At 68.6% G+C, this 26,896-nt stretch carries 27 protein-coding genes and 2 pseudogenes; 17 read left to right on the forward strand and 12 right to left on the reverse strand.

Annotation, left to right across the window (positions count from 1 at the left end; genetic code table 11):
- Nucleotides 1-131 precede the first annotated feature (131 nt).
- Complete coding sequence (locus tag OG453_RS44065) at nt 132-257, reverse strand: hypothetical protein (RefSeq protein ID WP_266874455.1); 126 nt, start codon at nt 255-257, stop codon at nt 132-134.
- Between the two features lie 309 nt (nt 258-566).
- On the opposite strand from OG453_RS44065, the gene OG453_RS44070 reads away from it, so the two are divergent.
- Nucleotides 567-1,013, forward strand: a complete 447-nt coding sequence (locus tag OG453_RS44070; protein WP_266874456.1) for a hypothetical protein — start codon at nt 567-569, stop codon at nt 1,011-1,013.
- A 118-nt stretch (nt 1,014-1,131) separates the two neighbouring features.
- A complete protein-coding gene (locus OG453_RS44075) occupies nt 1,132-1,380 on the forward strand; it encodes a hypothetical protein (RefSeq protein WP_266874457.1) in 249 nt (82 codons plus the stop codon).
- A gap of 135 nt (nt 1,381-1,515) precedes the next feature.
- Here the strand turns inward: OG453_RS44075 and OG453_RS44080 are convergent, their stop codons facing one another.
- Nucleotides 1,516-3,732, reverse strand: coding sequence for a hypothetical protein (locus OG453_RS44080; RefSeq protein ID WP_266874458.1), 2,217 nt, complete (start codon nt 3,730-3,732; stop codon nt 1,516-1,518).
- 385 nt (nt 3,733-4,117) lie between these two features.
- Here OG453_RS44080 and OG453_RS44085 point away from each other — a divergent pair, with 385 nt between their 5' ends.
- Nucleotides 4,118-4,417, forward strand: coding sequence for a hypothetical protein (locus OG453_RS44085; RefSeq protein ID WP_266874459.1), 300 nt, complete (start codon nt 4,118-4,120; stop codon nt 4,415-4,417).
- Between the two features lie 445 nt (nt 4,418-4,862).
- Here the strand turns inward: OG453_RS44085 and OG453_RS44090 are convergent.
- Nucleotides 4,863-5,320, reverse strand: a pseudogene (locus OG453_RS44090) (transposase family protein); the annotation flags it as partial.
- A pseudogene (locus tag OG453_RS44095) lies at nt 5,296-6,105 on the reverse strand (IS5 family transposase). The pseudogenes OG453_RS44095 and OG453_RS44090, both read right to left, overlap by 25 nt.
- A gap of 667 nt (nt 6,106-6,772) precedes the next feature.
- Here OG453_RS44095 and OG453_RS44100 point away from each other — a divergent pair.
- From OG453_RS44100 to OG453_RS44125, 6 genes are all read left to right on the forward strand, one after another.
- Nucleotides 6,773-7,096, forward strand: coding sequence for a hypothetical protein (locus tag OG453_RS44100; RefSeq protein WP_266874460.1), 324 nt, complete (start codon nt 6,773-6,775; stop codon nt 7,094-7,096).
- A complete protein-coding gene (locus OG453_RS44105) occupies nt 7,096-7,707 on the forward strand; it encodes a helix-turn-helix transcriptional regulator (RefSeq protein WP_266874461.1) in 612 nt (203 codons plus the stop codon). The genes OG453_RS44100 and OG453_RS44105 overlap by 1 nt, the downstream gene beginning before the upstream one ends.
- Nucleotides 7,708-7,919: 212 nt before the next feature.
- Nucleotides 7,920-8,138, forward strand: coding sequence for a hypothetical protein (locus OG453_RS44110; RefSeq protein ID WP_266874462.1), 219 nt, complete (start codon nt 7,920-7,922; stop codon nt 8,136-8,138).
- A gap of 22 nt (nt 8,139-8,160) precedes the next feature.
- Nucleotides 8,161-8,580, forward strand: a complete 420-nt coding sequence (locus OG453_RS44115; RefSeq protein WP_266874463.1) for a hypothetical protein — start codon at nt 8,161-8,163, stop codon at nt 8,578-8,580.
- 119 nt (nt 8,581-8,699) lie between these two features.
- Entirely contained in the window at nt 8,700-9,032 is a 333-nt protein-coding gene (locus OG453_RS44120; RefSeq protein WP_266874464.1) for a PadR family transcriptional regulator, read from the forward strand.
- A gap of 76 nt (nt 9,033-9,108) precedes the next feature.
- Nucleotides 9,109-9,831 (forward strand): HD domain-containing protein, encoded by a 723-nt coding sequence (locus OG453_RS44125; RefSeq protein WP_323178754.1) that lies wholly within the window; start codon nt 9,109-9,111, stop codon nt 9,829-9,831.
- A gap of 4 nt (nt 9,832-9,835) precedes the next feature.
- Here OG453_RS44125 and OG453_RS44130 read toward each other — a convergent pair whose 3' ends face one another.
- Nucleotides 9,836-10,819, reverse strand: coding sequence for a hypothetical protein (locus tag OG453_RS44130; protein WP_266874465.1), 984 nt, complete (start codon nt 10,817-10,819; stop codon nt 9,836-9,838).
- Between the two features lie 233 nt (nt 10,820-11,052).
- On the opposite strand from OG453_RS44130, the gene OG453_RS44135 reads away from it, so the two are divergent.
- Nucleotides 11,053-12,810 carry a hypothetical protein gene (locus OG453_RS44135; RefSeq protein WP_266874466.1) on the forward strand — a complete coding sequence of 586 codons (1,758 nt, stop codon included), beginning with the start codon at nt 11,053-11,055 and terminating at the stop codon, nt 12,808-12,810.
- Between the two features lie 35 nt (nt 12,811-12,845).
- Here the strand turns inward: OG453_RS44135 and OG453_RS44140 are convergent, their stop codons facing one another.
- Both OG453_RS44140 and OG453_RS44145 read right to left on the reverse strand, forming a co-directional pair.
- The gene (locus OG453_RS44140; RefSeq protein ID WP_266874467.1) at nt 12,846-13,283 is read right to left on the reverse strand and encodes a hypothetical protein; all 438 of its coding nucleotides are present in this window, start codon (nt 13,281-13,283) and stop codon (nt 12,846-12,848) included.
- Complete coding sequence (locus OG453_RS44145; RefSeq protein ID WP_266874468.1) at nt 13,280-13,444, reverse strand: hypothetical protein; 165 nt, start codon at nt 13,442-13,444, stop codon at nt 13,280-13,282. Before OG453_RS44145 ends, OG453_RS44140 begins: the two co-directional genes overlap by 4 nt.
- A 390-nt stretch (nt 13,445-13,834) precedes the next feature.
- Here OG453_RS44145 and OG453_RS44150 point away from each other — a divergent pair, with 390 nt between their 5' ends.
- From OG453_RS44150 to OG453_RS44160, 3 genes are all read left to right on the forward strand, one after another.
- Complete coding sequence (locus tag OG453_RS44150; protein ID WP_266874469.1) at nt 13,835-14,167, forward strand: hypothetical protein; 333 nt, start codon at nt 13,835-13,837, stop codon at nt 14,165-14,167.
- Nucleotides 14,168-14,236: 69 nt separating this feature from the next.
- Nucleotides 14,237-16,462, forward strand: coding sequence for a DnaB-like helicase C-terminal domain-containing protein (locus OG453_RS44155; protein WP_266874470.1), 2,226 nt, complete (start codon nt 14,237-14,239; stop codon nt 16,460-16,462).
- Nucleotides 16,462-17,031 carry a hypothetical protein gene (locus OG453_RS44160; RefSeq protein ID WP_266874471.1) on the forward strand — a complete coding sequence of 190 codons (570 nt, stop codon included), beginning with the start codon at nt 16,462-16,464 and terminating at the stop codon, nt 17,029-17,031. The genes OG453_RS44155 and OG453_RS44160 overlap by 1 nt, the downstream gene beginning before the upstream one ends.
- Nucleotides 17,032-17,080: 49 nt before the next feature.
- Here OG453_RS44160 and OG453_RS44165 read toward each other — a convergent pair whose 3' ends face one another.
- Complete coding sequence (locus OG453_RS44165; protein ID WP_266874472.1) at nt 17,081-17,464, reverse strand: hypothetical protein; 384 nt, start codon at nt 17,462-17,464, stop codon at nt 17,081-17,083.
- 280 nt (nt 17,465-17,744) lie between these two features.
- Here OG453_RS44165 and OG453_RS44170 point away from each other — a divergent pair, with 280 nt between their 5' ends.
- Nucleotides 17,745-18,389, forward strand: coding sequence for a hypothetical protein (locus tag OG453_RS44170; protein WP_266874473.1), 645 nt, complete (start codon nt 17,745-17,747; stop codon nt 18,387-18,389).
- 153 nt (nt 18,390-18,542) lie between these two features.
- Here OG453_RS44170 and OG453_RS44175 read toward each other — a convergent pair whose 3' ends face one another.
- Nucleotides 18,543-19,199, reverse strand: a complete 657-nt coding sequence (locus OG453_RS44175; protein ID WP_266874474.1) for a hypothetical protein — start codon at nt 19,197-19,199, stop codon at nt 18,543-18,545.
- Nucleotides 19,200-19,404: 205 nt separating this feature from the next.
- Between OG453_RS44175 and OG453_RS44180 the strand changes: the two genes are divergently transcribed.
- Entirely contained in the window at nt 19,405-19,785 is a 381-nt protein-coding gene (locus tag OG453_RS44180) for an FKBP-type peptidyl-prolyl cis-trans isomerase (RefSeq protein WP_323178756.1), read from the forward strand.
- Nucleotides 19,786-20,231: 446 nt separating this feature from the next.
- On the opposite strand, the gene OG453_RS44185 is transcribed toward OG453_RS44180, so the two are convergent.
- Nucleotides 20,232-20,537 carry a hypothetical protein gene (locus tag OG453_RS44185; RefSeq protein ID WP_266874475.1) on the reverse strand — a complete coding sequence of 102 codons (306 nt, stop codon included), beginning with the start codon at nt 20,535-20,537 and terminating at the stop codon, nt 20,232-20,234.
- Between OG453_RS44185 and OG453_RS44190 the strand changes: the two genes are divergently transcribed.
- Nucleotides 20,520-20,693, forward strand: coding sequence for a hypothetical protein (locus OG453_RS44190; RefSeq protein WP_266874476.1), 174 nt, complete (start codon nt 20,520-20,522; stop codon nt 20,691-20,693). The two genes, OG453_RS44185 and OG453_RS44190, sit on opposite strands and share 18 nt — an antisense overlap.
- Nucleotides 20,694-20,810: 117 nt before the next feature.
- Here OG453_RS44190 and OG453_RS44195 read toward each other — a convergent pair whose 3' ends face one another.
- Both OG453_RS44195 and OG453_RS44200 read right to left on the reverse strand, forming a co-directional pair.
- Nucleotides 20,811-20,948, reverse strand: a complete 138-nt coding sequence (locus OG453_RS44195) for a hypothetical protein (protein ID WP_266874477.1) — start codon at nt 20,946-20,948, stop codon at nt 20,811-20,813.
- Nucleotides 20,949-21,062: 114 nt separating this feature from the next.
- Nucleotides 21,063-23,903, reverse strand: coding sequence for a helix-turn-helix transcriptional regulator (locus OG453_RS44200; protein ID WP_266874478.1), 2,841 nt, complete (start codon nt 23,901-23,903; stop codon nt 21,063-21,065).
- Nucleotides 23,904-24,809: 906 nt separating this feature from the next.
- Here OG453_RS44200 and OG453_RS44205 point away from each other — a divergent pair.
- On the forward strand, nt 24,810-26,447 hold the full coding sequence (locus tag OG453_RS44205; protein ID WP_266874479.1) for an ABC transporter substrate-binding protein: 1,638 nt from the start codon (nt 24,810-24,812) through the stop codon (nt 26,445-26,447).
- Nucleotides 26,448-26,896 lie beyond the last annotated feature (449 nt).

Consider the following 26,896-nt stretch of genomic DNA (forward strand, 5'->3'; position numbering starts at 1 on the left):
GTAAACAACCCAATCAACAGGAATTGCATAGCGCACGGCGAGCCGTAATGGCACCTTCCGCCCCCCCCGGGGGGCGCCCTCGTGAATCAAACTCAGCGAATCAGGGCGTGGCCTGCAGACCGTCGCCGCACTCAGCGGTCGGGCAGAGCGCGCTTGAGCTGGACAACAGCCAGGTCGCGGGTGAGGGGCGCGGCCAGCAGGCGGTCCAGCACTTCGATCCGCTGCATGAGACTTGAGAGGAGCTCGTCCGCGCTCATGCCCTCGATGATGGCCGCGCTGTGCTGAGTCGTCAGGCGACGTGCTGCGGGGCCGAGCTGGCCATACGTGGACCAGAACATCGGATAGCGGCGTGAGCGGGTGCCTTCGACGGCCCGGATAAGGGCCGTGTCCTAGTCCGCGGACCAGCCACACACGATCAGCCCCCTGACCTGGGCCTGCCGTGCGGGCTACCACCGCGGCCGCTGGAACCGCGTCAACCATCTGGCAAGGAAGCGACCCTGCGCATCACCCGCGCGGTTGCGGAGTGGGCGAGGGCGTCAGGCTGGAGAAGCAGATGGGAGGCGCCGATGCGCTACATCGACCCGCCGCGCAGACAGACCGGAGGCTGCTTCATCTACTGGTCGCCGCCCTGGACCGCCTACCTGGATCTCCGCCTCGTTCGCAAGGACGCCCCTCCGATCGCCGTGGAGATCGACCGCGCGGAGGACGGCACCGCTTTGGACAAGCTCCGCGATGAGGCCCTCCGCGGGCGCCCCGCGCTCTGGATCCGCTGGCACGGAGCGCGGCGCGCCGAGCTCCCAGCCGGGGTCGCCCGCCTGCACCTGCCGACCGGGTCCAGCCGCTCTCCCATCCGGTACTCCCTCGCCCCGGTCACCCGCGCGGCGGCGATCACCCTCGGCGAGGCTGTCACTCCCGAAGCCCGATTGGGCGCTCTGCGTCGCGACCAGCAGCGGATTGCGGAGGAAGAGCGGGCTGCCGCCCTCCCTCGGGACCCGGGCCCCATCCTCAGCTAGGGGTTCTCGGCACGGATACCCGAAGGACACGGCCCTGCCAATTTGCAGCCCAGGTATCTTGCCGACCGCGCACTGCCGCTGCGGCGGAGCCGCCTGCACGGGGTGGGGTGGGACGGGCATGGTGTGCTTCAGCCGTGCACGCCTCCCTGGCGGCAGGGTGTGCTTCAGCGGTGCGCACCTCTCCGGGAGCTCGGTCGACTTCGACGGCGCGTCCCCCCGACGCTTGGCCGCCGCGCTCTCCTGCCCGGAGGACGACATCCGCCCGCTGTGGCGCGCCGCCAACGCCACGTACACCACCGGCACTGCAGACCAGAGCCTTGACCGGCACGGCACCCAGTTCACCATTCCCGCCGACGCTTTCGGCTGACCAGGGCGACCACTGCCGTGTCCAGCGACCCGACCGGAAGGAGACGACACACCGTGATGACGCGCCGCGCCGCGAAGCCACCCCCGGCCGTGACGTTGAGGGAGAGGGCTCCGAAGCGGCTGCCGTGTCGCCAGCTCAGGTGCTGTTGCCTGGTGCGGGACCTTCTGGGAACGTGCGGTCAGATGCTGAGAGAAGTCTGTTGACGGCTCGGCGGGCCGTCCACCACAACTGCTGCGTTGGTCCCAGGGCGACCGCTTTACCGGTGAACTGCATCGCGTACAGGCTCAGTTCGACGCGCCGGGTGCCCCAGATGGAACAGATGCGGTCCTCTAGATGGTCTGCGTTCTTGTCGCGCGTTGTCCTGTCCAACATGCCGATCAACCTGAGGTGGTAGTCGAGCGGCTGAGAGCCGACGACGTGGTCCAAGAGCCGGGCTGCGACCCGAGTGGACTGGCCCTTGCTGGAGTCGTGAAGGCGTTGGAAGTTCTTCAGCAGCACAGCTACCTGCCCGGCTGACTGTTCGGGGCCGGCGGCTGTGAGTACGGCATCGAGGTGTGTGCTGAGACGGGCCGTGTCCAGGGCGAGGCTGAGGTTGACCACGCTGGAAGCGGTTCCGGTGCGGGCCTGGACTGCCAGGTCTGAGGGACTCAGGTACTTGGGGCGGGTGGTGTGCAGCCTGAGCAGTGCGGCACTGGCGTGTCCCGTGGGCCGGTCCTGTGTGGTGCAGGTGTATATGGCGTCGGCGTGTTCGTGCAGGTCGCCGTCGAGAAGGGCGACGAGCATGTCTGCCGCATGTTCGGGACCACAGCGGGTGGCTGCCTCGGCCAGCAGGGACAGGGAGTCCATGCCGGGGTGTATCTGGTCCAGGCAGTGCAGCAGGACGTGGGTGTCGGCCTGTGTGCGTGAGCGCACGCTGGCCGTCAGGGCGTCGGAGGCTTCTTTGTGACGGCCTGCGACATTGAGGTCGATGATCAGCTGGGCGAGCTCGGGTACCGGACGCGTCAGGAGCGCATGAGCGAGCACGTCCGAGGCGGAGTCGTGCATGTTCGCCGTATGCAGGGCGGACACCAGCGCCACGAGATGCCCTGTGGTGCGCTGCTGGGTCTGTGAGAAGACGGCGGCCGCAGCTGCGGCAAGTCCCGCTCTGCGCAGGGCACCGATCAGTTCCGCGACGTCGGTGGCCACCCGGCTGCGCGCCATCGCGCTCTGCAGCGCATCGGCGAGGGACCCGAAGCCGGATTCGTGCAAGGCGATGACCAGTTCGGCGAGTTCAGCACAAACGCGATCCTGCGCGGGGCAGGCCACGGCCTGCACCAGGGCGTCATCGAGAGCGGGATCCGCCAGCAGGCCGCAGACAACCAGGATCTCCGACACACAACGGTGGGCCACCGTGGCACTGAGCAGGACCAGCACCGCCTCGTGATGACCGCGACGGTGCAGGATCCTGGCCAGTTCGGCGAGGCCCTGAGGGCTATGCAGTTCCACGGACGCCTGCAGAAGCGCGGCAGCAGGCTCCTGCAGACCGGCCATCAGTAGTTCCCCGATGAGATCCGCCGTGTCCCCGACTGGCCGCACCGCCACCATGGCCGGCAGCGCGGCTTCGGCATGTTTGTGCAGTCCCGCTCCATAGAGGGCACCGAGCAGAGCCTGAACCTCGGCCACCGGACGGCACCTGCTGACCGACGTGACGAGTTCGCTGGCAATGGCCCCGCGCGGGCCGGTGGCAAGCCCACCGACTAGCTGCACCAGTTCGGGCACGGAAGCCGTCCGGTCCGCGGCTTCCAGGACCTCCATCAGGGACGCCCCCGAAATGCCCTCGTTGAGAAGCTCTTCGGCAGCATCAAGCTGCTCCTCCAGGACATGGCAGCGCTCCTCGGCTATCCGCAGCTCGACCCTGGTGTCCTCCAGTTGCCGCTGCAGATTGGCCACCTCGTCCTGCAGAGCACTGCCGGCCCTCATCAGGGTGCCGCAGCGCTCCTGCCACACTTCGACGGCCGTCGTGTACGTGTGCCGCTGCTCATCGAGCTCATCCTGCAATCCCGCCTGTTCCACCGACTGCCGTGCCAGCCGCTGCTGGCGTTCATCGATGGCCTCCAACAGAGCGCGCTCCCGTAGCCGCAGCTTGCGCACCTCTTCATCCTGCGCGAGAAAGCGGTCCTGCAGACGCTGCAGGTCTGCGCCCGCAGGACGGCACGCACTGGCCGCATCGTGGAGCCTTCGCAGTGCCGCGATCGCATCCGCAGTGACCGGCGCCCCACAGTGCTCCGACACATCAGCGAGCAGGGCGCTGACGAACGACCAGGGCGTGCGCCGGCTGCCGTTGAGATACCGGCTCACCGTCCCCGGATCCATGTGCCGACGCCCCGCGTACGCACGGACGCTGACGCCGTCCAGCCGGGCGAAGTACGTACGCAGATCAGTGACGAACGCTTCCACCGCAGGCGGCAGGTCGGCGCTGAGCGCAGCCAGCCCCGTGGTCCTCGCTTTGGCGTCCATGAATCCCGTCCCGCTGTTCCGTGAGCGCTGCCATCAACAGCACAACTATGGCGAGCAGGCAGGGAGTTCGGCTGCCTTTAGGTGTTTCCAGCTTCATCGGCAACAGCCGGTCCGTTGCCAGCACAGCTGGCTGCTGATGCACCCTGCCCGGCAACATCCCACGCGCAGCAGGATCAGCCATAGCCGGCCAGCAGGCCTGTGCCGGCTGCTCGTCCATCGCACTTGCACAGCAGGAGACACCGTGTCCCTCGGCAGCAACGACGCTCACCCCACCCCACCGCAGGCCATCGCGCCCCCACGAGCCGCCCGCCGTGACCTGCCCAGGCAGGAAGGGCCCGGCCGGGTAACCCTCGAAGTACACGCCCGGCGGATCAGCGCGACCGGCAGCGCCGCAGTCCTCAGCAACAGCCTGCTGGTCACCGGTCTGATCAGCGGCCAGATCCCGGCCACCCCCACCCTCGCGTGGCCACTCGTGGCCCTGAGCATCGCCAGCATGGCCTACGACCTCGGCCGCAAGGCGATCACGCACGACCGGCTGTGAAGCCAAAGCTGTATATACGTCAGATGTGTAGGGTTCATCAGCCCCGGATAGTCCAGGCAGGTGCCCGCCCGGGAGCGTGTCGGTGCTGTCGTAGGCGCACACGGCCCCGCCGGCCGGGGAGATGAGCACCCGGCCCTGACATCAGCCAAGCAACACACGCTCTGCACCGCGCCGTTCGCGCGGTACGCCGAAGCCTGCCCGCCACTCCCTCTCTCTGGGTCGCCCATCTCCACGCTGGTGCGTAACTGGCTCTGCAGTTCGTCTGGGCCGACGGCGCCTGGGGTACTACTGCCCGTCTTCCCGTCGATCAGCTTTCGGGCGACGTCGAGGTGGCCGACGTGGCGGGCCTACTCCTCATGCAGGGGGAAATACGATGAAGGCCTGCCTGTGGTCCGTGCGATGGGTGCTGACGAACTCGGCGTCGTCGGCGACTGGCCTCCCAGCCGCGGGAGTCGTGCCGGTTGCCCGGCAGGGGCGGCCGGCCGACCACGACCACCAGGCGGGTGTCGGCGTCGATGACCACCTGATGGGCCGTGGAATAGCGGTAGTTCTTCGATTGCTCGGCGATCGTGTGGTCGCGGGTGGGCACCAGGGGTTCCGTCGACGATGAGCACGGCGTCCTTGCGGAACCGCTTCCTTGGCTGGGGCGCGAGCATCGGCCCGAGATGGTCGGTGATCCGGTCCGCCGCCGACTTCGAGACCCCGAACAGCGGGGTGATCTGGCGCATCGTCAAGTTCGTTCGCCAGTAGGCCGCGACCAGCAGAATGCGGTCCTCGAGCGACAGCTCCCAGGGCCCGTCCATGCTGGAGTTCGGCAGCGATCTCGCGCCGTACGGCGGTCACCAACTTGCCGAAGCGGCGCGGGCTTAGACGACATTTCACTTGGTGAGTCTGCGGTGGCATATGAGGGTTCGCGGCGATGGCTGTGAAGGCGAGGAAGTGTTCCGGCTTGCGCTCGTAGCGGCGGTGGAGGCGTCGGCATCCGGACAGCCAGGACACGGTCCGCTCCACGACCCAGCGGTGTCGGCCCAGGCGCCCGGATGCCTCGATGCCCTTGCGGGCGAGGCGGTGCCTGATGCCGCGGGAAGCGAGCCACCGCCGCAGGTGGCGGTAGTCGTATCCCTTGTCACCGTGCAGCTTGCCGGGCCGGCGGCGTCGCGGGCCTCGGCGGGAGCGGATGGGCGGGATGCCGCGGACCAGTGGGATGAGGGCCTGGCTGTCGTGGAGGTTGGCGGCGGAGATGCCGACGGACAGGGGCAGGCCCTGGCGGTCGACGATGAGGTGGATTTTCGATCCCTTCTTGCCACGGTCGGTCGGATTCGGTCCCGTCAGCTGCCCCCTTTGAGGGCCCGGACGCTGACGGAGTCGATCGCGCACCGCGACCAGTCCAGCTCGCCCCGGGCACCAAGTTCATCCAGGGCCAGGCGGTGGAGCTTGGCCCACACCCTTGCCTCGGTCCACTCGGTGAACCGCCGGAAGGCGGTGACCCCCGACAGCCCGAAGCCCGGCGGAAGTTGGTTCCAGGTGCAGCCCGAGGTGGCCACGAAGACGATCGCGGCCAGCACCTCCCGGTCCCCTCGCCGACGATGGCCTCCGCCCTGCGGGCGGACCGGCGTCGGCGGCACCACCCGCAGGAACAACGTCCACAGGTCTTCCGGCGCCATCCGCTCGACAAGCGCAGCAGTCATCACCCCAGATTGCCGCAAGATCACGCCAACTGAAATGACGTCTTAGCCCGGTGAAGGGGCCTATCCAGGACGGCTCCGACGCCGTGATCGCACCAGCCACACCAAGATCATCTCATCCCTGACCGGCGGTTACGGGACAAGCCTTAGTCGCTGGGCTGGCTGCAGTTCAGGCTCGGCAACAAAAAAGCCGATGCACGCCAAGATCTAGTCTTGGGTGCATCGACTTTGTGCTGGCCATGCGCCAACATGAACCAGAGTTTCCCGTCCCTGTGCTTGCCGTGGTTGGAGCCAGTAGCGTGACCAGGGTGCCTACCAACTTCAGCTGATTCGCTGGAGTGGTTTCTGATATCGAGCATCCCCGGTTCGTAGTATCAGCGCAGCTCTAAAGATTGCACACGGCCAGGGATATCCCGCCGGTCCCCATGGTGGAACGCCGTTTTCCCACGTCAGCTCCCTCTCTATGGGGTTATCGCAGCTCCGATTGTCGTGGACAGAAGCAGGGTCAAATCCCAGTACTAGTTACAACGGCTTGCCGGACTGCGATCCTGGCAGGTAATAGCCGTAATTCGCTTCCGGTGACGCCAATTACCTAGCGATCTTCGGCAACTGGAGCCAGTAGCCCGGCCGGTGATCCGTCGTGATCACCGGCCGGGTCGAAAGGTGGACCATGACTGCCACCCGAAAGAAGCTGGGCGATCGCACCGGTATAGATGCCGTGCCGTCGACGGCTGCCGCACCCCTCCCCTTTGACATGCCGCAAGCTTTTGTCCTGGTCGCATTTTTGGCGGCCGCGGTTGTGCTCACACTGACCGCGCACATGGACGTCAACGACATCTTGATCCTTCTCGGTGGCGCGGGAGGTATCGGCGCGGTGGTTCTTTTCTCTGCGCACATGAAGCAGAAAGGACCCCGCGCGGGTGCGGGTGTGTTCCGGCGGATCATCACGGCAGTCCTCAACCAGGGAACTACCGGTATAGGCGGTGGCAACTGATGGCCACTCCCCGCAGGGGGCGCCCCGAGGTACCCGTCGTCACCACGGTCCCAGAACTCGCCGAATTGGCCACCAAACTCAGGGAGATCCGGTTGAGCGAGGGAAAGGGCATCACCTACGTCACGCTCGCCGAGCGAACCCCGTGGTCAAAATCTCAGCTTCAGCGGGCCACTTCGGGAAAGGCGCTCCCCTCCCCGAGCCTGGTTCGTGCCTTCCTTTCCGGCTGCGGAGCCTCGCGCGGCCGGGCGCGCATCGTCGCGGGCCTCTACCGCGCGGCTGCCGCCGGCGTCGCCCAGCAGGCGAAGACTGCCAAGGCCTCCAGAAGGGTCCCCAAGCCTGAATACGTACGCGACCGTGCCGACCTGAGTGGAGCCCTGCGTGATGCATGGGCTCACGCGGGCCGGCCTCCGGTCCGTTCCATGGCCCAGACGGCCGGGCCCTGGATCCTGCCCCACAGCTCCGCCCATCGCATCCTCCGCGGGCACGGTCTCCCCCGGGACCTAACCCAGTACAGGGCGTTTCTGTACGCCTGCGACATCCCGGACGTTGACCTCGGCCCCTGGTTCGCCGCCTGGAACAAGGCCCTCAGCCCTGTCAGCCTCGCGGCATAAGGCGCCCGCCCCGCAAAAGAGCACGCACCACGGCACCTAAGGCCCATACTGGCCGGCCGGGGCCGCGGGCGGGCCTCCGTGGCTCCGGTGCGGGCGAGCTCCTTGAGTGCCAACGGTGGTCGATGCCGGCGCCGGATGACAGAGCCGTGAGGTAGGCGGCGCGTTCGTTCTCCTCCAGGTGGGCGAGGCATGCGGTGAAACCGGATACGTGGATGCCGAGGCAGCCGAACGGCCTTCCCGGGCTGGGGACTTGGCCGCAGTACAGCCAGTGGGGCGGATCCGGGGACGGCGCGGGCTTGGCTGCGGCATGCCCGAAGGCCCGGTACGTTCCGTACTACGAGGAGTACCCGGCGCTGCAGCGGGAGACGTGGCGCCCCGACATCCGGGCCGCCGTGCTGGTGAACCAGCGGACGGGCCGCACCGCAAGCTGATGAAGACGGCAGCCGCGCACGCGTGCGCACCAAGGCGGTCCTGATCACCCCAACCGGCAGCAGCACCGGCCGCGTCGGCGCCCAGGCCATCGCCTCCGGCTCCGCCCGACTGCGCCCCTTGATCGCCGAGGCCGCTCGCCAGAACCTGCGCCTGGCCTTCACCATCCGCCTCGCCAAATCCGGCTACCTCCACGCCTCGGGCAGCCGCACCGACTCACCCGGCATCCGCCGCGACGTCATCCAACGCGCCGACCACACTGAAGAGCGCTCCTACGGCCCCGCGACCACCGGCAACTTCGCCGCCGTCGACTTCGCCCGCCGCGTGGACGGTGCCGGAGGAGACGTCACCGCTGCCGTTCGTCGGTGGCTCGTGGAGACCGGCCGAATCCATGCCGACGCCCACATCACCCACCTCGAAGTCCGCACCTGGAGGCCACGCTGACCGTACTCAACCACCACACCCGCGGCGTGGAGACCCAGAGGCCACTCACGTAAAGTGACCAGCTCTAGACAGTCTGTATTTAGGCTATGTAGAGTACGAGTGTGGGTAGGTTGCCGCGTATGACCCTGCAGACCGAACTGGTCCTGCGGGCTTTGCTGGAGAATCCCGCCAGAGAGCGTTACGGCCTGGAGCTGTGCGAGTTGGCGGGACTGCCGTCGGGCACGATCTATCCGATCCTCGCCCGCCTGGAGCAAATCGGCTGGTTGGACAGTACGTGGGAGGATCCCGCTGTCCACGAGGCAGCCGGCCGGCCGCGCCGCCGCTTCTACCGGATCACCGAGGACGGCGCCGAGCAGGCCCGCCTCGCCCTCGCACGCTCCTACCGGGCCGGCAAATCACCCCTCCCGGGATGGGCTGTTGCTCGCCCCCTCAGCGATGGGGGAGTGTCATGAAAGCCCTGCACCGGTCAGCGCTGCGGCCGAGCACCCGTCACGACCACCCCCGTCCCTCAACGGCATCCTGACCGCCGTGCGCACGCACCACGCCGAAGCAGATCCTGCACTCATCGAGCAGGCCCACGACGAGGCCGCCCGCTGGCACGAGGGACAAACCCGCCGTAGTGGAGACCCGTACCTCACCCACTGCCTCGCCGTCGCCGCCATCCTCGCCGACTTGGGCATGCCGCCGGTCGTGGTCTGCGCGGCCCTGCTGCACGACATCGAGGACACGCCCTGCCCGCCGGACCGTGTCGTCGAACAATTCGGCCAGGAGATCGCCCAGTTGATAGCGGCCGCCCGTACGGCCAACGCCAACACGATCCCGCCGAGCGGCCTGCTCGGCGGCTCGGCTGTCGATCTGGTTCGCGAAGAGGCCGTGGTGGTGTCGGTGGCCAGGACCGGCGCGGCCAGGCGGTCGGCGGGTTTTGCCGCTGCCGGAACGATGAGCGGGGCGGGCTTGAGGGCCCAGTGGGCGGCGCGCCGGCGGGCGCCGCGGCCCGGGGCTTGGTTCAGCGCCGCGTCGTCGAGCACCCGCAACGGCACTGTCCGGGGGCGGGCAGGTCGAGCCAGCCGTCCTGTGCCAGTTCCTGCCACGCCTTGGTACGCCGGGGCAGGCGCATGCCGCGCAGCAGGCCGGCCGGTAGCCGGGCGCGGCCGTGGCTTTGTAGCGGCTCAGTACTTCCTTGACCGTCTCGCTGTGCTGGCATGGCAGCGGAGGGGTTCATGGATCCGGAGGCGAGCCGGCGTGGGGTGAAGTCTCAGTCGAACAAAGGCTGTTGCTGCCCGTCGGGCAGTGGCGGGCCCGAAGCGCGGGGCGCTTCCGGGGTGGTTAGGGCCTGCTGGCAGGCGGCCCGCAGCTCGGGCAGTGTTTGGTGTGCACCGCACCGTTGCAGGAACTCCGTCACCGGCCAGCTGACGAGCCGGCCTTGCCGGGACAGATACACACCGATCTGCTCCATGCGGTACTCGTTCGGGTAGTCGAGCAGTAGATAGCCGGCGAGCTGGCGAACGGCCGAGGCGTCGATGCGTTGTGGGTTGATGGTGGCTTTGCAGTCGATGAGCATGCCGGCGGCGATGAAGTCGGCATCCGCCCCGCCGACATCGCAACTGCCTGCGAACACCGGCGCGCACAACCGTTCTTGTACAGGTAGCTGTGCCACCCAGCCCAGCGCGTCCGGGGCTTGGGCCAGGGTGACCTGGCGGGCCAGGTCGCCGGGAACGTAGTTGGGTACTTGGTCCAGCAGTTCCTCAAGGCCCTCGCCCGCGGCGAGCTCCAACAGCGGGTTGCCCGCGAACAGACCGGCCCGGTACACCTCCTCGAAATGGGATGCGGCGTAACACAGCCGTGCCAGCCGCTCCTCCGCATGCGCCCCGGATCGCATGACTCCGTCGTGTGCCGCGGGTTGTTCCTGTAACGCGGCCAGCAGGCCCTGTCCCGCCTCCTTTACTGCCTTGCCTTCGGCCAGGGAGGAAGCGGCGGCCACCTCGCCGGGAGCGAAGCCGACGCCGGCGATCAGCGGGGCATCGACCGGTGCACCAAACGCCACCCGCAGTCGGCGGTCGATCGCACGGCCCAGGCTGCGGTAGTTGAACCGCTGAGCTCCCTGCGGCGCGATGGTGATCGAGCGCGGCGGCAACTGGGCACGCAGGGCGTCGAGCACGCCGTTCGGTGTGGGCAACTGTATTGCCAGGAAAAAGGACATGGGGGAGTTCGGGTTCTTGAGCGCACTGGTCAGACTCATGCCCGAAGCATCGTGCAGCCCACTGACAACGCACCTTCCGAGAATCGGGCAAGGCTCGAAAATTCGAACAGGCACGCAAATTCAACACATCGAGCGGCCAGAGGAGAGGACCGACACTGACCGTCATACATCGGTGCCGGGCGCGCTCATGGAGACGGGCAAGCCGGGGGTTCTGCCGGCCGGTCTGGAACGCGGGGGAGGACTGTCAGTGGGCGCCTCTACTGTGGTCGGCTATGAGTCTGACATCGCTGTTGAAGGTGGCGTCCTCGCCCCTGCGAGGCTTTTTAGCCAAGGAGTTACCGACCACGGGCCGATTACGGACGGCTTTCCGGCAAGCCCTTCCGGCCTCGCTGGATGTGATCGCCCCGTCTGTGCCGGAGGGCACGAAACCGCCCTGGTCGACGCTCGGAACAGCTGCCGACCACCGGCTGCGCCTGGCGCTGACCGCTCAGGCAGCGCGACCGGCCGCGGTCATGGCAGGCATCGAACTCGCCGGCAGAACAAATGTCACCACCCCGCAGACTGCCAGCGCCCTGGAAACCTGCGGCCTGCAACTACTGGAGCACCTGCAGGACCTGGCACACCTGCACCAACTCGAGGAACGGGCGCGACCTCTGGCCCGCACACTCGACGTCGAGAGGGACATCGCCCGTGCCTGCCACACGGCCGCTCTCTTCGAATCCGTCTACCGGCGTCCTGACCCCCACAACAGTCCTCTGCTGCGCCAGGCACACCCTGAACTGACCCTCGATGCCCTCTTCGCCGGGGTCCCGGCCTATGCGGTGGACGACCTCGCCACCCTGACCGCTAGAGCAGACACCGCCCTCGCCACGCTGCGCGCACAGACACCACCCCACGCGGTCACCCTCGCCCCCACCTTCACGGGCAGCGAAGACGTAGGAGGAGCAGACGGCGACTGGCTGGCCGACGGCACCCTCATCGATGTCAAAACAACGATCCACCCAGATGAACTCCCACTGGCAGACATCTACCAACTCACCGGCTACCTCCTGCTCGACTATCAGGACACCCTGAACATCACTCACGTCGGCTGGTACTCCGCCCGAGCCGGCGCCCTGGTCACCTTCACCACGCCCGACTTCCTTGACCTCCTCGGCGCCCGCCACCCTCTGCCCGTCCTCAGAGACCGCCTGGCCCGTCTGCTGGGCCACACGCCCAGCACCGAGCAGGCGCAACCCGACACGGCAGACACCAGCCCCCACCCCGTCCCGCCGCCCTCGCCGTCTGTTCCCCGCCAGCAGCCGTCCGCCCTCGATGCGGACCCGCAGCCACCCGCCGACGTCTTCGACGACCCGCACCACCTCAGACGGACCGAACCCGCCCCAACGGCATCGCCACCCCGGCGCGTGGAAAGCGTCCACGGGGATCACCACTACCAACTCAGCCTCACCCCCGGGCCCCAAGGCCAAAGCCACATCAGCGTGCTGGTCCTCGCACCGCACGGCGAAATCATCAGCAGTATTGAAGGCTCGCTCGCCCCTGCCGATCTCCAGCCGGTCAGCGACCTCCTGCGCGCCGCAACCCAGCTTGATCCCGTGCAACCGGCACCGCCTGCCACGCCTTCCGCAGCGGGCGGCAACGCAGCCGCACGCAACGGGCAGTCCTGGACGGCCGAGGACCTCGACCGCCTTGCCGCACACCACGCAGCCGGCACCGATCCCGCCCAGATGGCCCGGCAACTGGGCCGTACCGAACGCTCCGTGCGCTTCAAGCTGCATCAACTGGGCCTGGCCCGCTTTCCTGGCGAAGTGGTCCGCCTGCCCGCGTCGCGCCTGCCGACTACAGAGCCTGCTTACTCGGTACAGGAGATCCGCCGAACACACCCGCGGGCCTACCAGCGCTGGACACCGGAGGAAGACGCACGGCTTGCTGACCTGCACCGGCAAGGCGCGCCGCTTGCCGCGCTGGTCGAGGAGTTCGGGCGAAATGAAGGCGCGATCAATGCACGCCTGGGTGTTCTTGGGCCGTGACGCCGGCCCGAGCAGGGACGGCGTTGCCGGATGTCCTAGAACAGGTGACTGCCGGGATGCCCTGCAGGGTGCAGGCACAGGTCATCGTCGTTAGCCGCGGCCGCGGTGGCGGGGCATTCGTCCATGATGGTGAGGGCGTAGGGGCGGCTGGTGTCGGAGGCAGGCCAGCACACCCACCAGGCGGTGCTGGTGTTGTCGGCTCGGTCCTGACTCTGCGCCAGGCGGACATGCGGACCGTTGTGGGCAGCCGTGTACTGGCAGCGGTGGTGTGTCTCAGCTTCGTGTACGGCATCTGTCAGGTTTTCCAACATGGCCCGGTCGCTGTCGGTGATGTTGGTTTCTGCCGTGCACTGGTCGGCATCTGCGCTGCAGCCCGAGTCGGTCGGATGCCCTTGCGGCAGGTGGCAGTCGGAGCATGAGGAGGCGCGGGTCAGAGTGTGGCCCCTGGCGTCCCACCACAGCCAGTACGTCACGACCGGGGGTCCTCGTCCCAGGCGAGGTGGTCGATGAGGGCGACATGGCGGCCGGGGTGAGACCCGCGTAACTGGCAGCCGAAGGAGGCGTCGTTGTCCCACAACTCTGGGATATCGACCTCGGCGGCCAGGGCGAGCTGTTCCTGCGGGGTGAGTGTCACAAAGTCACGGCATGTCATACCCGGTGACCGCTGACAGGCCATGTCCTGACGTGTCGAAGGAACCGGTTACGGCCAACAACGTTCGGGAACGGGCGGCAGCAACGGGGCCACCGGCTCCCACAGGTCGTCAGGAACAAGAGCAGCGCACCCCGGACACCCTGCCGACCAAGATCGTCGATCACAAGACCCGCAGCTCAACTCACTCTGAAACGAATCGTGAGGTGGCGTGGTGTATCCCGCTGTGGGCCTGGCCCTGAATAGATCTCTCAACTGGTGGGCGGGCTACGAGGTCGCGCCGACACCAAGGGCTTTACTTTCTAACTTGTTGCGAAGTTAGCCTCGGCATGGTAACTTTGCAACAAGTTAGAAAGTAATGGGAGGGGTGTCTGGGTGCTGCAGATCCAGATCGGTGCCGAGCGCACCGCGGACGCGGGTGACCTGCTGGGGCGAGCCACCCTGGGATGGCGTCCCGGCATGAGTGAGGCCGAAGTCTGGGAAGTCAGCCGGGGCATCTGGAAGTTCAATGCCGACCGGGCCCTCTCCCAGGACGAGGTGCAGATCATCAACACCGAGGGCACCGTGCTCGCGGTCGCGAAGATCACCGGGATCTCCAAGCACGGCGACCGCTACGCCCTCGAAGGTGACCTTCTCCTCGGCGACCCGCGTGTCGGCCGGCCCACCCCCAGCCCTCATCTGTCCCGCAACCCCGTCACCTACATCTGAACGGCCGGTTCGGTGCCTGACGTCGACGCGCGCGGCTCGCGAACAAAATCCCCCAAGGGAGAAGACACGGTGGACAGCGAGAAGACCCCATCCCGCCCCGCGCCCCGGAAACTGGCATCCCTGGGCGACATGGTCGGTGACGTCCTCACTCCCTCCCCGACGCCGGGCCGCTTGTTCGGACTCGCGGATCTGGACGCGGCCACCGGCGGTCTGCAGCCAGGCCGCCTGACCCTTCTCGCTGCGGCCCCCGGCACGGGCGGCAGCCTCCTTGCCCTCGCCGCCGCACGCCATACCGCGCTCACCGAAGGCAGCCCGGTGCTGTATGCGGCCGCGGGCCTAACGACCGATGTCGTCACCCGCTGGATCATTGCTGCCGAGGCTGGAGTTGACCTGCGCAGACTGCGCGCAGGAACCCTCACCACGCCCGACCGGGAGGCCGCCGAGAAGGCCGGCGCGCGCCTGAGCCAGCAGGCCCGGCTGTTCTTCGACGACGGCGATGGCCTGACCGCCCAGGCCATCGCGGAAACCGCACCCTACGTCGATGGCCTGGCTCTGGTTGTCGTGGACCGCCTCCACCAGAGCGCTGACCCGCACATCCCGCTCTCCGGGGACCAGGTGCCGCCCGCGGTGCGTACCTTGACGCAGCTGGCCCGGCAGCTGTCCGTGCCGGTCCTGGCCGTCCTCAACACCGACGACGCAAAGACCGTGCGCAGTCTGGACGCGGAGGTGACCCTCACCCTGGCCGCCGCCGATGACTCCGGCATCGCGAATGTCACTGTCGCCGAGCGGGACTTCGGGCAGACCACGATCCGCCTGCGGGCCGACCTGGACCACGCCCGCTTCACCGACGCTCCCGCGCTACCCGCTCCGGCCGTGCCCACCGCACCGAACGCAGGCGACACGACCCCACCGGCCGCCGACACGCTCACCGCAGCCGAGCAGGAACTGGCCGAGGCAGCCCTGCCCTTCACCTCCGGCGCCGTCAGGGGCCTGCCCGCCGAGACCCTGCAGCTCCTGGCCGACCACCGCGAGGCGGTACTCAAGGGGCAGATGCAGGATCAGCCAGAAGTGCGCGCCTACACGGCCGCCCTGGCAACCGCAGCCGGTCTCATCCTCCCCGACACCAGCCAGGGGCAGCGGCTGCGCGCCGCGCTGGAGGCCTTCGCCACAGCCCACCGCGCCAAAAGCGCCACGGCCGTTGTCGCCGCACAGGCAGCAGAGGCACAAACCGACCAGGACGCCCCCGCCGACGCCCTGTCAACAGAAGCCGACCACGGCGACCCGGTGGCCGCAGACCAGAGCCCGCCCGCAGGGGAGGAGGAACAGGCCGCAGCGAGTGAGGAACAGGAGCTGCAGCCCGGTGACGAGGACGATGAACCCGAAGGCGCCGTGTTCCCGGGCCTGCGTCTGCTCAAGGACGCCATCGGCCGGTCGAAGATGCACCCGATCATGGTGATTCGCAAGGACGAGCGGGACGCGGCACCGTGGACGCTCTTCAACGAGGTCATGGACGGCGAGCCGCGCTGGGTGCACCCCGAGGTGGAGAGCGTGCGCACCCGCGGCGGCAAGCGCCGTCAGTTGATCGTTCCCGACGAGTTCGGCCCCGGGCAGTTCTGCACGATCGACCGCAACGGCTCCTACCCCTCGGCCTGCTCGGCGGTCACTCTGGCGCCGAACAAGCTCCTGCACACCGGGCCGTTGGAACAGCGTGCCAAGGACCAGGCCGGTGTCTTCCAGATCGACCTTCCGGCCTGGGACCACTCGACCATGCCCCACCCTCTGGGGCGGCTGGCCGACCGCGGCGACGAGCACGGCCGGATCTGGGTGACCACCCCGCACATGGAGCTCCTGGAGAAGCTGACCCGGCAGGAGCAGATCGCCGAGCCGCTGCGCATCCACGACTCGTGGACAGGCCGCGCCAACAACTCCCTCCTCAAGCCCTTCTACCAGGCGGCGAAGCAGGCCCGGACGGAGCTGATCGAGGCGGGCGGTGAGCCGTACATCGAGTACAAGCGGCGCCTGTCGATCGCGCTGCGTCTGTTGTGGCCCAAGGGCGAGCGGCTGAACTCGCCCTTCTGGCGGCCGGACTGGCGCCTGAGTATGGTCGCCGAGGCCTCCGTACGCCACTGGGTCAAGGCCTGGGGCGCCGTCCAGGACGGACACACCCTGATCGCCCTGCGCAACGTCGATGAGGCCGTGTTCTGGACCCTGGATGGCACCGCACCCGCCACGTACAAGGTCGGCACCGGCTTCGGCGAAGTCAAGGTCAAGGTCGAGCAGGGGAGTGAGGACTGATGCCCCAACCCCGGGGCCAGGGCCCCACGCTGGGCGCGGCACTCAACAGCCTGCTGGCCGACTTCGGCGTACAGCCCAAGGGACGCCTGGCGTCCTACAAGGCCAAGACCTGGCACGCCCAGCTCGTCCACCTCACCCACACCCACCGCGGCTACACCGCGCTCGAGGAAGCCGGACTGCACGTCACGCACGCCACCCTCATGAAGTGGCTGTCCGACGACGAGTACAACGTGCGCCGCAGCTACCGCGAGATCATCCACCAGGCCTACGAGGCAGCCGCGACGATCTCTGCCGACCCGATCCTGCAGGCCTTCAAAGACCACCAGTTCGAGATCCGCGGCATCGTCAAGACCGGTGCCGACGAACGCGACCGCGGCGCCCACGGCACCGCACCGCTGCGCATCGACGGCCGCAACGGCCACTGGGCCTCCATCGAGGCGATGTGGCGCGACGGAGAGCTCGGCGACGCCGCGTTCGAGGACGACTTCATCGACTTCGTCATCTGCGACGACATCGGCGAAGGCACCGACGGCTGGGCTTTCCCCGGCGGCACATACACCATCACCTAAGGCTGTCCCGTAACTGCCGGTGCATGAAACAGCCCCTGGCTGACGCAGTTCAGAGGAAGAGAAGTTCGACCTGCTTCGCCAGGCAGAGCTGTAGAACGACCACGAGCCGTCGGGCGTCATGAATGTGGGTTCGGGTGGCAGGGACACCGGCCTCGCCCTGCCACTGGTCGACGATCGCCTCCAGCCGGGGCAGGATCGCGGCGCACTGGGCGGGCGAGAGCTCGCCTCCACCGTCATCTGCGCGGTCGAGGAGTGGTTCGAGCGGGGTGGAGACGTCGCTCCAGGGGCGCTCCCCGCCAAAACCCCTCATCTCGGAGAGGATGAGCCCCTCGGCCAGCGCCAGTTGGCGCCGGAAAGCGGCGAAGCCCGTGTAGGACCACTCGGCGTCTGGACTGCTCGTATCTCCGTCTCCCGGACACAGCATCAGCCCCATGCCGACCTCCCCTTCTCCGTTCGCCGAACGCCAAAAAGGATCAGCCAGAACCAGCGGCGCCGGCAACTGAGATGAGCCCGTGGTGGCCCGGGTCACCGAGCTCGTGCAACCCGCGGTGGTCGGCTCCCGCGTGGGGCCCGTCTTGGCCTACGAGCCACGGACGGCCTGGACTGCCGGATCGCAGCTGCTCTGCGCGCATGTGACATCACGGCGGAGGTCACTGGTCGCCTGGGTACCCGTACTCATGCGTCGCGCCATGCTGACACCTACCGTCGCATGCATGTTCAAGACCGCCGTTCGTAGAGTCCGGGCCTCCGGGCGGTCCGTCCCGTATGCCGTCACAGGGCTCGTACTGGTCGCGCTGTCAGTTGCTGTCGCCGTGGCGGGCAGCGTCGTGGGGAACGTGTGGAACGGCGCGCCGTATCCTTCGGCCGACCCCGACGCGGTCGCCCAGCGGCTCAAGGACCGGTCCGACGGCGTGTACGAGGACTTCGCCCTGCCCGAGAAATACGCCGCCGACCCAGCCAGGATCCATACCGGCGCCTGCTACTACCGAGGGCTGAGAGGCATCGCCCATATCGACGAGGCCCGGAGCGACGTCCGTAGCTTCGGGCTCGATTGGAGCGTGCCCGACATCCCCGAAACCACCGCACGAGACGCGCAGCAGCGTGTGCGCCAGCATCTGGTGAAGCAGGGTTGGAAACGCACCCACGATGGGGACCGTGCAGGGGCGACTCTCCGCGAGTGGGGCTTTCGGTACGCAGATCCGGAAAGCGGCGACCAGGTCGACGTCAAGTGGAACGATGCGACCACGACTCTGTTCATCAGCGTCTACGCCCCCTGTGGGAAGGTTCCCGCAGGCTTTGCGGAGTACGGCTGGGCCGAGGCGGACTGGCGCCCGAACGAGCAAGCACCTGGGCTTTGAGCTGGTGCTTTCCCCCCGCCGCGTACACCGTCGCCTGATTCGGGAGCGGGCGACCAAGCGAGGCTCGCGAAGACAGCCGGCCGCCCGAGGGTGCAGCTGGCCCGAGCTTGTCCCTTAACGTCCCGACGGGTGTCGGGACGTTAAGGGACAAGCTCAGCCGATGGGTTCGCGCATCTCCTTGCGAACCAGGAGAGTCGTCCGGGCAACGGCGGAAAGATCGACGGACTCAGGATCCTGCACAGCGGTCTCCGGCGTGATCACACCCACAGCTGCCGCGGTGTTGTCGTCGCCCCAGGCGCACATCGGCACGTTGCTGCGGATGCCGCCCTGCTCCGAGGTCAGCACCTGGCAGCTCACGGTCACCTTCGAGCCCGAGGGGGTGACATCGTGTGCGGGCACGGCGACCGTGGCGCCCTGGCCTTTGGTGGCGCCTTCCATCAGGTAGTCGCGTGCCCGGTCGGGGTCCTTGTACCTGCCGTAGATGCCGGAGACGACCAATGTGCCGCCCTCCTGGTCGCCTTGGCCCGTGTACTGGGCCACCACTGCCTTCGGGTCACGCACGTTGGCCCGGCTCCGGTTCTCCTCGACGATCTGCTTGCCGGCGGTGGAGGAGAGGTCCTGGGACAGCCTGTACGTCCCGCCGACCAGTTCGTCCGGCACGCTCATGCGGTACTTCGCCTCCGGGAACCCGCCCTCCGCACCGTCCACGAACACAGCAACTCCTGCGAGCACAACCACCAACGCACCGACGACGCCCCCGGTGATGCCGAGCACCTTGGCGGTACTGCGGCGGGGAGGCGGCGGGGCCACGGGAGGCGCGCCCCAGGGGCCGGGCCCCCCGGCCGCAGGGTAGGGCTGCGCGTAGTGCGGGACCTGCTGCGGGAACTGGCTTTGGGACGACGCTAGTTCTCTGACGGCATAGGTTCGCAGGGTTGGTGGTCGTGGCGGTTGGATCTGCGGTGGTGCAAGGATGACCACCAACCGCGCCGTTCGGCGGCGAGCGAATGAGGCTGCAATGAGTGAACTGACGAAGCCCGAGATCGACCTTCCGGAGGGTGACGCTCCCACCGAACTGACAATCCGTGACCTTGTTGTCGGGGACGGGCTTGAGGCGAAGCCGGGCAGGGTTGTCCGGGTTCACTACGTCGGGGTCACCTTCGAGTCCGGAAAGGAATTCGACACCTCCTGGGACCGGGGCCAGACGTTCAAGTTCGCGGTGAGCGGTGGCAAGGTCATCAAGGGCTGGGACCGCGGTGTTAGAGGGATGAAGGTCGGCGGCCGGCGCGAGATCATCGTTCCTCCGCGCCTCGGCTACGGCAACCAGTCACCCTCGCCGTTGATCCCGGCGGGCTCGACACTCGTCTTCGTGGTGGACCTGCTCTCCGTCGCAGTCTGAGGCCTTCTGCTACCCGGCCTCTCGGCCCGGAACCAAGGCTGGGAACCACTTGCCGGCTGACGCCCTCCGCACGGATCGGCTACGGGACGCCGCTGACCTCCACGTTCCGCATCGTCAGACGGGAGCCGGTGCTGTGCGTGCGGATGCTGCTCGGTGCTCTCAGCTTTCCGTTGACCGGCGCCGTCGCAACGACAGAGCAGAGCACGCACCACGGATGCGCGTAGAGGTAGCGCTTACGGATGCGTTCCCATCGGACGCCGTGTCCCTTGGTTGTGGTCGTCCCTCGCTGTTGCTCGGCTTCCCTCGCATGTGGCGGGCAGCGTCCGGCTGTGGTCGGTTCGGGGCAGCCGGGCACGGGGAATGACGTCGCGGCGTGGGAGGGTGCGCCGCCCCGTGAGGAGCAGTACGAGGACCTCCGACATGAAGAGGCGTTCGCCTTGCGACAGTCAGAGCTCGGGGGGCGGTGTGGGCTCTGTCCGCCAGGTCTGTGTCTCCGGGTCCCAGGACAGCGTTCTCCCGCAGATCCCATCGGCGGTCAAGTCCAGGTCGATGAGGGCGAGTTTGGCTTCGTCGGTGAGCTCGCCGTCAGGCAGCACGATCACGGTGGCGGCTTGGTCGACCGTGATCGTCAGAGTGCTGGACCGGTCCCGTCGGCGAAGCCACATGCGTCTGAGGACACTCGCGCTCGACTCGCCCAGCAGCTCGCCGAGCTTGGACAGATAGGCGCCGCCCAGTTGGCCCAGGGCGTACAACGCGGCAGCGCCCTCGCCGTCCCCGCCGCCTACCGCGGCGACGTCAACGACCCGCTGTTTCTGCGCCGTTGGCTGTCCGAACGGCGCCGCAACGTCACCCGGCTCACCACGGGGCAGATCAACGCTCTGGAAGCACTCGACATGCGCTGGTGCTGACGAGCAGACCCGCCGAGCGCCGGTATGCAGTCCAAGCTGCCGTGTGACCAGTCCGTGGTCCAGCAGCGGATCACCGCACCCCAGCAGCTGCGCCGTGCCGCTCGCCCTCTTGGGCGGTCACAGCGTGAGGGCCTGTACGGCCGGTTGCACACCGGTGAGCCGCTTGTGCTGCTCCTCGTTGAGCCGGCCGAACTCCCGCCGTTGGCGGGCAAGCCAGCGCGTGCGGTGGCAGGAGGCCGTATCAGCCAGTGTCATCTTCGCCGAACCTCCTTCATGTTTCGTCGCCTTGTGGTTCAGGGGCCCGTGGTCGGGTGGGGCATGTGGCGGCTTCGGTGCGCGGGGCCGGGGCTGGCTGGGACGTGCTGCCGGTCAGGCTGTGCTCGCGGTGTGCTGGGTGGCCTGGGCGGCGACTTCGATGCGGGAGGTGAGGTCGAGTTTGGAGAGGATGTTGGAGACGTGGGTCTGTACGGTGCTGCGGGAGATGAACAGCTGGCTGGCGATGTGGGGGTTGGACAGGCCTTCGGCGACCAGGGCGGCGACTTTCAGTTCGGTGGTGGTGAGGCTGTCCCAGCCGTGGCTGGGGCGTCGGCGTGGGCCGCGGACGCCGCGCCGGTAGCCGAGGGTGCGCAGGGCGGCGTCGACCCGGGCAAGGTCCCAGGCGGCGTCCAGGCTCTGATAGCCGGCGGCGGCGAGGTCGAGTTCGTGGCGGGCGTCGGCCCGGTGGTCGCGCCGGGCCAGGAGAGCGGCGGTGTCCTCGTGGCAGCGTGCTTCCTGCCAGGGCCGGTGGAGGGCGCGGCACTGGTCGGCGGCCGCGAGGAGCGCGTCGGTGCGGTCTTCGAGGATTCCTTGGCAGTTGAGCACGCAGGGCTCGAGTACGCCTGGCTCGGCGTGCTGGGCCTGTTCCAGCACGAGTGCGTAGATGTCGTGGGCACGGTTGTGGTCACCGGCTTCCAGCGCCAGGCGGACGGTTTCGGGCGCCAGTACGGCCAGCCACAGCGCCGAGGTGTCCGTGCAGTCGTGATAGCACAAGTGTTCGAACAATTCCAGGGCTTGGGCGGGGTGGCCGCAGTACTGCTCGTGCCGGGCATGGGCCCAGCGGGGAAAGGAGCCGGTGAAGGCGTCGGCGGGGATGTAGGGGGAGTGGACGGGGGAGCGGGCGAGGTAGGCCTGGGCGGCGGGCAGGTCACCGCGGTGCAGGGCGATCAGCGCCCCCAGCCCGCACAGCGCCCTGCGTGCGTCGGCGTACTCGGGAAGTTCCAGCCCGGCTTCGATCTCGGCCTTGGCGTCGTCCCACCATCCGCCGACGAACTGCGCGTAGGCGGTGTACAGATGCCGCCACAGCATGTCCCCTGCGGGCTCGGAGCCGCCCGCTTGGGTGGCAGGCTGGCGCAGGAGCGCCACCGTTTCGGTGAACCGGCCCAGGTCCATCAGCGCGCTGGCGCGGAAGGTGTCGCCACCGCGCTGTCGTTGTGGAGCCTGCTCGAGCAGCGCCCAGGCTTTGCTCGGCTGCTTGGTGGACAGTTCCACCAGGGCGAGCGTGGCCAGGGCGCGTGAGAGCGCGGTGGTCTCGCCCAGGTCCTTCGCCGATGCGCGCACCGCTTGCGCCATCCGCTTGGCCCGCTGGTATTCGCCAAGGTCGCATAGATGTATCGCGCAGTACGCCAGGAACTGCAGGCGCTGTGCGGGACTGGTGTCGGGATGATCGGCGGCTTGCTCGGCCAGGTGCAGCCCGGCCTGCTCGGCGTGCAGGATGCCGACGCTGTCGTCGGCGGCAGCGCGGTGCACCAGGGTCCAGCGCAGCCGGGTACGCAGCTGCGGATCCCGGCTGTGGGCCAGGGCCGCCGTGGCGACCTGCAGGCATTCATCGGCCCGGCCTTGGCTCAGCAGGGCATCGGCCCAGACCACGTGCAGTCGTTGCACCCGCGCATCGGCAGGGTCGGCTGCCTGCAGGGCCCGCTGGAGCAGGTCGACGGCGGTCTCGCAGTCCCTGGCCACCAGGTGGTCGGCCGCGCCGGCCAGCCAGTCCAGCCCGGCCTGACCCAGCGCGGCGCCTGAGCACCGCAGCTGGTCGGCCACGCGCTCGACCGGCTGTCCGGCGGCGGCCAGGGCCAGACCCAGCCGCTGGTGCATCGCCTGCCGGGCCGACACACTCAGCGTGTGCACCAGCGCCTGCCGGACCAGGTCGTGCTGGAAGGCGAGCTGTTCCCCCGCCTCGATCAACACCCCGGCACGCTGGGCCACCTCCAGGCGCGAGTACACCTGCTGCGGTGGACAGTCGGCGGCGGCAGCCAGGTCACTGGCGGAAAAACGGCTGCCCAGCAACGCCGCGACCCGTAGCACCTCGGTCACCTTGGCGGGCAGGAACCCCAGCCGCTGGGCGATGGCCGCATGCACGGAGCCAGGCCCGGACTCCTGAGTTGTCTCCGCCATGTCTTTGGAAACCGACAGGGACTTGGTGGCCTGCAAGGCAGCAACCAGGGCGGCGATGTAGAAGGGGTTGCCAGCGGCGTCGGCGGCAAGGCGCCGCAGCCTGGGCCCGGCGGGAGCGCCGGTGAGCTGCTCCAGCAGCTCAGCCACGTCGCTCTGCGGCAACGGCCGCAGAGCAACCGTCGTCGCGCCGCGCTCCGCCAGCCGCGCGGCCAGCTGGTCCAGCTGCGGGGTGCTCTCCCCGGAACGGGCCGCCAGCAGTACCAGCAGCGGCAGCTGCCCGGCCAGGCGGACCAGGCGCTGCAGGCACATCAGGCTGTGCGTGTCCGCCCACTGCGCATCATCGAGCACCAGCGCGACCGGGCCCTGCTCGCACAGGTCTTCCACCAGCGCGACCACCTGCTGGACCAGCCCGATGTCGCAACCGGATGCCGACGGCTGCGCTGCGCTGCCCGGCTCGGCCTGGATCTGCGCCGCCACCGCCGCGCGCCGGCGGTCCGGGCAACGCCGGTTCAGCTCCAGACAGTCCCCGATCGCGCTGAACGGCCAGTGCGTCTCCAGCACATCCGCGGAGCCGCGGCACACCTGCAGGCCCAGGGCCGCCAGGGACTGGACCACGGTGTGCAGCAGCGTCGTCTTCCCGATACCGACTTCCCCCGTGACCAGCGCGACCTGACCCTGCCCGGCCACGGCCCGGTGTGCGGCCCGGACCACCGCGTCCATCTCGTCCTGGCGGCCCACAGGCGCCGATGCGGCCCCCTCGCCCGCGGCACTCTTCTCCATGCCGGAAGTATCCCATTCCTGGGCAGAATCACGAGGTGTTGCAGGCGTGCCTGGGCGCTGCGCAGGGCACCGCCGTTCCGGCATGGTGGTGGCTGCCGACTCTCGGGCTGCGGCAGCGTCGTGGTGGGCGCGCTGACAGCCCGGCCGTCCAGGCATTCGGGCGGTGCGCCTGCCCACGCGGTGCCCACCGCAGTAGGGCCGAAGCCGGGGCCTGACGGCGTCGGTGGTGCCTGGCCGGCAGCAGGCTCGCGAGCTGGCCCCGGCTGCCGCTGCCGCCGACGATGCCGTGCGCCACCGGCGCGGAGCGGTGTGGACAACACCGCGATAGGGGTCGACGTGCGCCTGCCCACCGACTTCGCTGGCCCCTGCCCTCGAGCGGCCCGGCCCGGCCCGGCCCGGCCCGGCCCGCCAAGGCCTCCGCCCGTCGGGGCCGAGCGCACCACGCCGGCTCGCGCGGCGCAGTGCGCTCGGGTGTGGGCCGCGATCGCGCTGCGAGGGCCGACACCGCTGCCACGCGTTTACCGCGGCAGTGCTCAGCGCACGGTGGCGCACGCAGTCGCCGAACTCACGCGGCCGCAGCTGGGGTGGGCCGTGCCGCCGCACCGCGTCGCGTCCGCAGCGCTGGTGGTGTCCCTGGAGGCGACGTGAAACCGGTAACTACCTTGACCGCGCGGGGGAGGAAAACGCCAGCCTGCTGCCACGCTGCCTCCTATGCAGCGCAGCCGACACCACCACGCCGCCGCCAGGTGCCGGTAGGTCGGCAGGCCTGCGGCTGGATCGGCCGTAATCGTCCAGGCGGCAATCCCAGCGTTTCACCCGGACGGCCACCGGGCCGTTTCCCGGCCCACTGCGGCAGCACTGCCAAGGTGGGCTCCGTGTCCGGCTGGAACCAATCGAGGAGGTCCCATGCACGCAGCCAGGCGGCGGCTCACCGCAGCCGCCGCGGCCGTGACAGTGGCGCTGTCCGGGGCCTCATGCAGTCAGGGAGGGGCTGGCGCCCGCAATGCCGCGGGCATCGTGCGCGCATCCTGGGGCGATCCGCAGAACCCGCTGGAGCCGGCGAACACCAACGAGGTGCAGGGCGGCAAGGTCATGGGCATGATCTTCCGCGGGCTCAAGCGCTACGACCCCAAGACCGGCCGGGCCAGGAACATGGTGGCCGAGTCGATCATCTCGGGTGACCAGCAGAACTTCACCATCACGCTCAAGCCTGGCTGGACTTTCAGCGACGGCACCCCGGTGACCGCCAAGTCGTTCGTGGACGCCTGGAACTACGCGGCGCTGGTCACCAACAAACAAATCAACGCGCCGTTCTTCGGCTACATCGAGGGCTATGAGCAGGTCCACCCGGAGGCGCCGGACGCCGCCCCCTCGGCCACGACCATGTCCGGGCTGAAGATCGTGGACGAGCGCACCTTTACCGTCCGGTTGACACAGAAGTTCTCTACCTGGCCGCAGACGCTCGGCTACACCGCGTTCGTGCCGCTGCCGGAGGTGTTCTTCACCGACCACGACACCTGGCTGCGCAAGCCGGTCGGAAACGGCCCGTACACGGTGGACTCCTACACCAAGGGCACGGGCATGAAGCTCAGCAGGTCCAAGAACTACCACGGCCCGGACCGTGCCAGGAACGGCGGGGTGGAGCTGAAGGTCTACACCGACAGCAACACCGCCTACACCGATCTGCAGGCGGGCAACCTCGACGTCAGCGATGACATCCCGGCTTTCCAGCTACCCAACGTCGCCAAAGACCTCGGGCAGCGCTACATCAACCAGCCGGTAGGGGTCACCCACGCCCTTTCCTTCCCCATGTACCGGCATCAGTTCGGTTCGGACACCGCGCTGAAGCTGCGCCAGGGACTCTCGATGGCGATCGACCGCGCCCAGATCACCAAGACGATCTACCACGGCACCTACGTCCCGGCCACCGACTGGACCTCGCCGGTACTTCAACGGACGGGTGGCTACAGGCCTGGGCTGTGCGGGCAGCTCTGCACGTACAACCCGCAACGGGCCAGGCAGCTCATCGAAGCCGCGGGCGGGCTGCCGGGTGGCAAGGTGACCCTCACCGCCAACGTCGATACCGGCTCGCACCGGCTGTGGATGGAGGCGGTGTGCAACGACATCAACAACGTGCTGGGCAAGGACGACGCCTGCACCGTGCACCCGGAGGCCACCTTCGCCGGGTTTCGCGAGCAGGTCGTTGCCGGCCAGATGACCGGCCCGTTCTGGTCCGGCTGGCAGATGGACTATCCGCTGATCCAGGACTTCCTGCAGCCGCTCTACTACACCAAGGCCTCGGGCAACGACTCCGGCTACAGCAGCAAGGCGTTCGACAAGCTGGTGGACCAGGCCAACGCAGAGGACGACACGGCCGCGGCGGTGCGCACGTTCCAGCAGGCCGAGCAGGTACTTGCCGAGGACTTCCCGGTCATCCCGCTGTGGTATCAAAACGGCACCGCAGGTTACTCCAGCAAAGTGTCCGACGTCGCGCTCGACGCGTTCGACATCCCGGTGTTCACCGACATCAAGGTGTCGGGATGACAACGCGGCGGTAGCCGCAGACGCCGCCTGCCTCGGCACCGCGTCGCAATCCCTGGCCGACGTCCGCGCCAGCTTCGCCCTCAGACGGCAAGGCGGCCGGGCCGGGCCCGCACGCACTCCGCCCCCACCTCGGGCTGGTCGCCGCGCCTTGAGCCTCGACCGGGCACACCGGGTGTCGGCGACGCCGTCGGTAGCCGCCCCGGTCCCACGGGTGCGGCGGTCCGGTGACCGTGTCCTGGAATGCCTTCTGCGGCTGTCCGGGCATCTGTTCGGCGACGCTTTGAAGACAGGCCCGCCCCCCTGGAGCGCGCCGTCACCAGGCCTGCGGGCCCGGCAGGCCATCGGGTGCGGATGGCGGTGACGGCTGCGCCATGACGGTGTCTGGGTGAGACAGGCCCCGCGCGCTACTGGGCGGTTTCTGGGTGAGGTGACCGATGTCTTGCCCCTGG

Origin of the sequence: Streptomyces sp. NBC_01381 (assembly GCF_026340305.1) — a bacterium.
GTDB lineage: Bacteria > Actinomycetota > Actinomycetes > Streptomycetales > Streptomycetaceae > Streptomyces.

Coding starts and splice junctions, on each gene's coding strand:
- OG453_RS44100 (WP_266874460.1), top strand. CDS start 6,773: ATGACTGCCACCCGAAAGAAGCTGGGCGATCGCACCGGTATAGATGCC.
- OG453_RS44105 (WP_266874461.1), top strand. CDS start 7,096: ATGGCCACTCCCCGCAGGGGGCGCCCCGAGGTACCCGTCGTCACCACG.
- OG453_RS44130 (WP_266874465.1), bottom strand. CDS start 10,819: ATGAGTCTGACCAGTGCGCTCAAGAACCCGAACTCCCCCATGTCCTTT.
- OG453_RS44110 (WP_266874462.1), top strand. CDS start 7,920: ATGCCGAGGCAGCCGAACGGCCTTCCCGGGCTGGGGACTTGGCCGCAG.
- OG453_RS44075 (WP_266874457.1), top strand. CDS start 1,132: ATGGTGTGCTTCAGCCGTGCACGCCTCCCTGGCGGCAGGGTGTGCTTC.
- OG453_RS44065 (WP_266874455.1), bottom strand. CDS start 257: ATGAGCGCGGACGAGCTCCTCTCAAGTCTCATGCAGCGGATCGAAGTG.
- OG453_RS44195 (WP_266874477.1), bottom strand. CDS start 20,948: ATGACACTGGCTGATACGGCCTCCTGCCACCGCACGCGCTGGCTTGCC.
- OG453_RS44080 (WP_266874458.1), bottom strand. CDS start 3,732: ATGGATCCGGGGACGGTGAGCCGGTATCTCAACGGCAGCCGGCGCACG.
- OG453_RS44120 (WP_266874464.1), top strand. CDS start 8,700: ATGACCCTGCAGACCGAACTGGTCCTGCGGGCTTTGCTGGAGAATCCC.
- OG453_RS44170 (WP_266874473.1), top strand. CDS start 17,745: ATGTTCAAGACCGCCGTTCGTAGAGTCCGGGCCTCCGGGCGGTCCGTC.
- OG453_RS44135 (WP_266874466.1), top strand. CDS start 11,053: ATGAGTCTGACATCGCTGTTGAAGGTGGCGTCCTCGCCCCTGCGAGGC.
- OG453_RS44180 (WP_323178756.1), top strand. CDS start 19,405: ATGAGTGAACTGACGAAGCCCGAGATCGACCTTCCGGAGGGTGACGCT.
- OG453_RS44205 (WP_266874479.1), top strand. CDS start 24,810: ATGCACGCAGCCAGGCGGCGGCTCACCGCAGCCGCCGCGGCCGTGACA.
- OG453_RS44160 (WP_266874471.1), top strand. CDS start 16,462: ATGCCCCAACCCCGGGGCCAGGGCCCCACGCTGGGCGCGGCACTCAAC.
- OG453_RS44200 (WP_266874478.1), bottom strand. CDS start 23,903: ATGGAGAAGAGTGCCGCGGGCGAGGGGGCCGCATCGGCGCCTGTGGGC.
- OG453_RS44070 (WP_266874456.1), top strand. CDS start 567: ATGCGCTACATCGACCCGCCGCGCAGACAGACCGGAGGCTGCTTCATC.
- OG453_RS44165 (WP_266874472.1), bottom strand. CDS start 17,464: ATGGGGCTGATGCTGTGTCCGGGAGACGGAGATACGAGCAGTCCAGAC.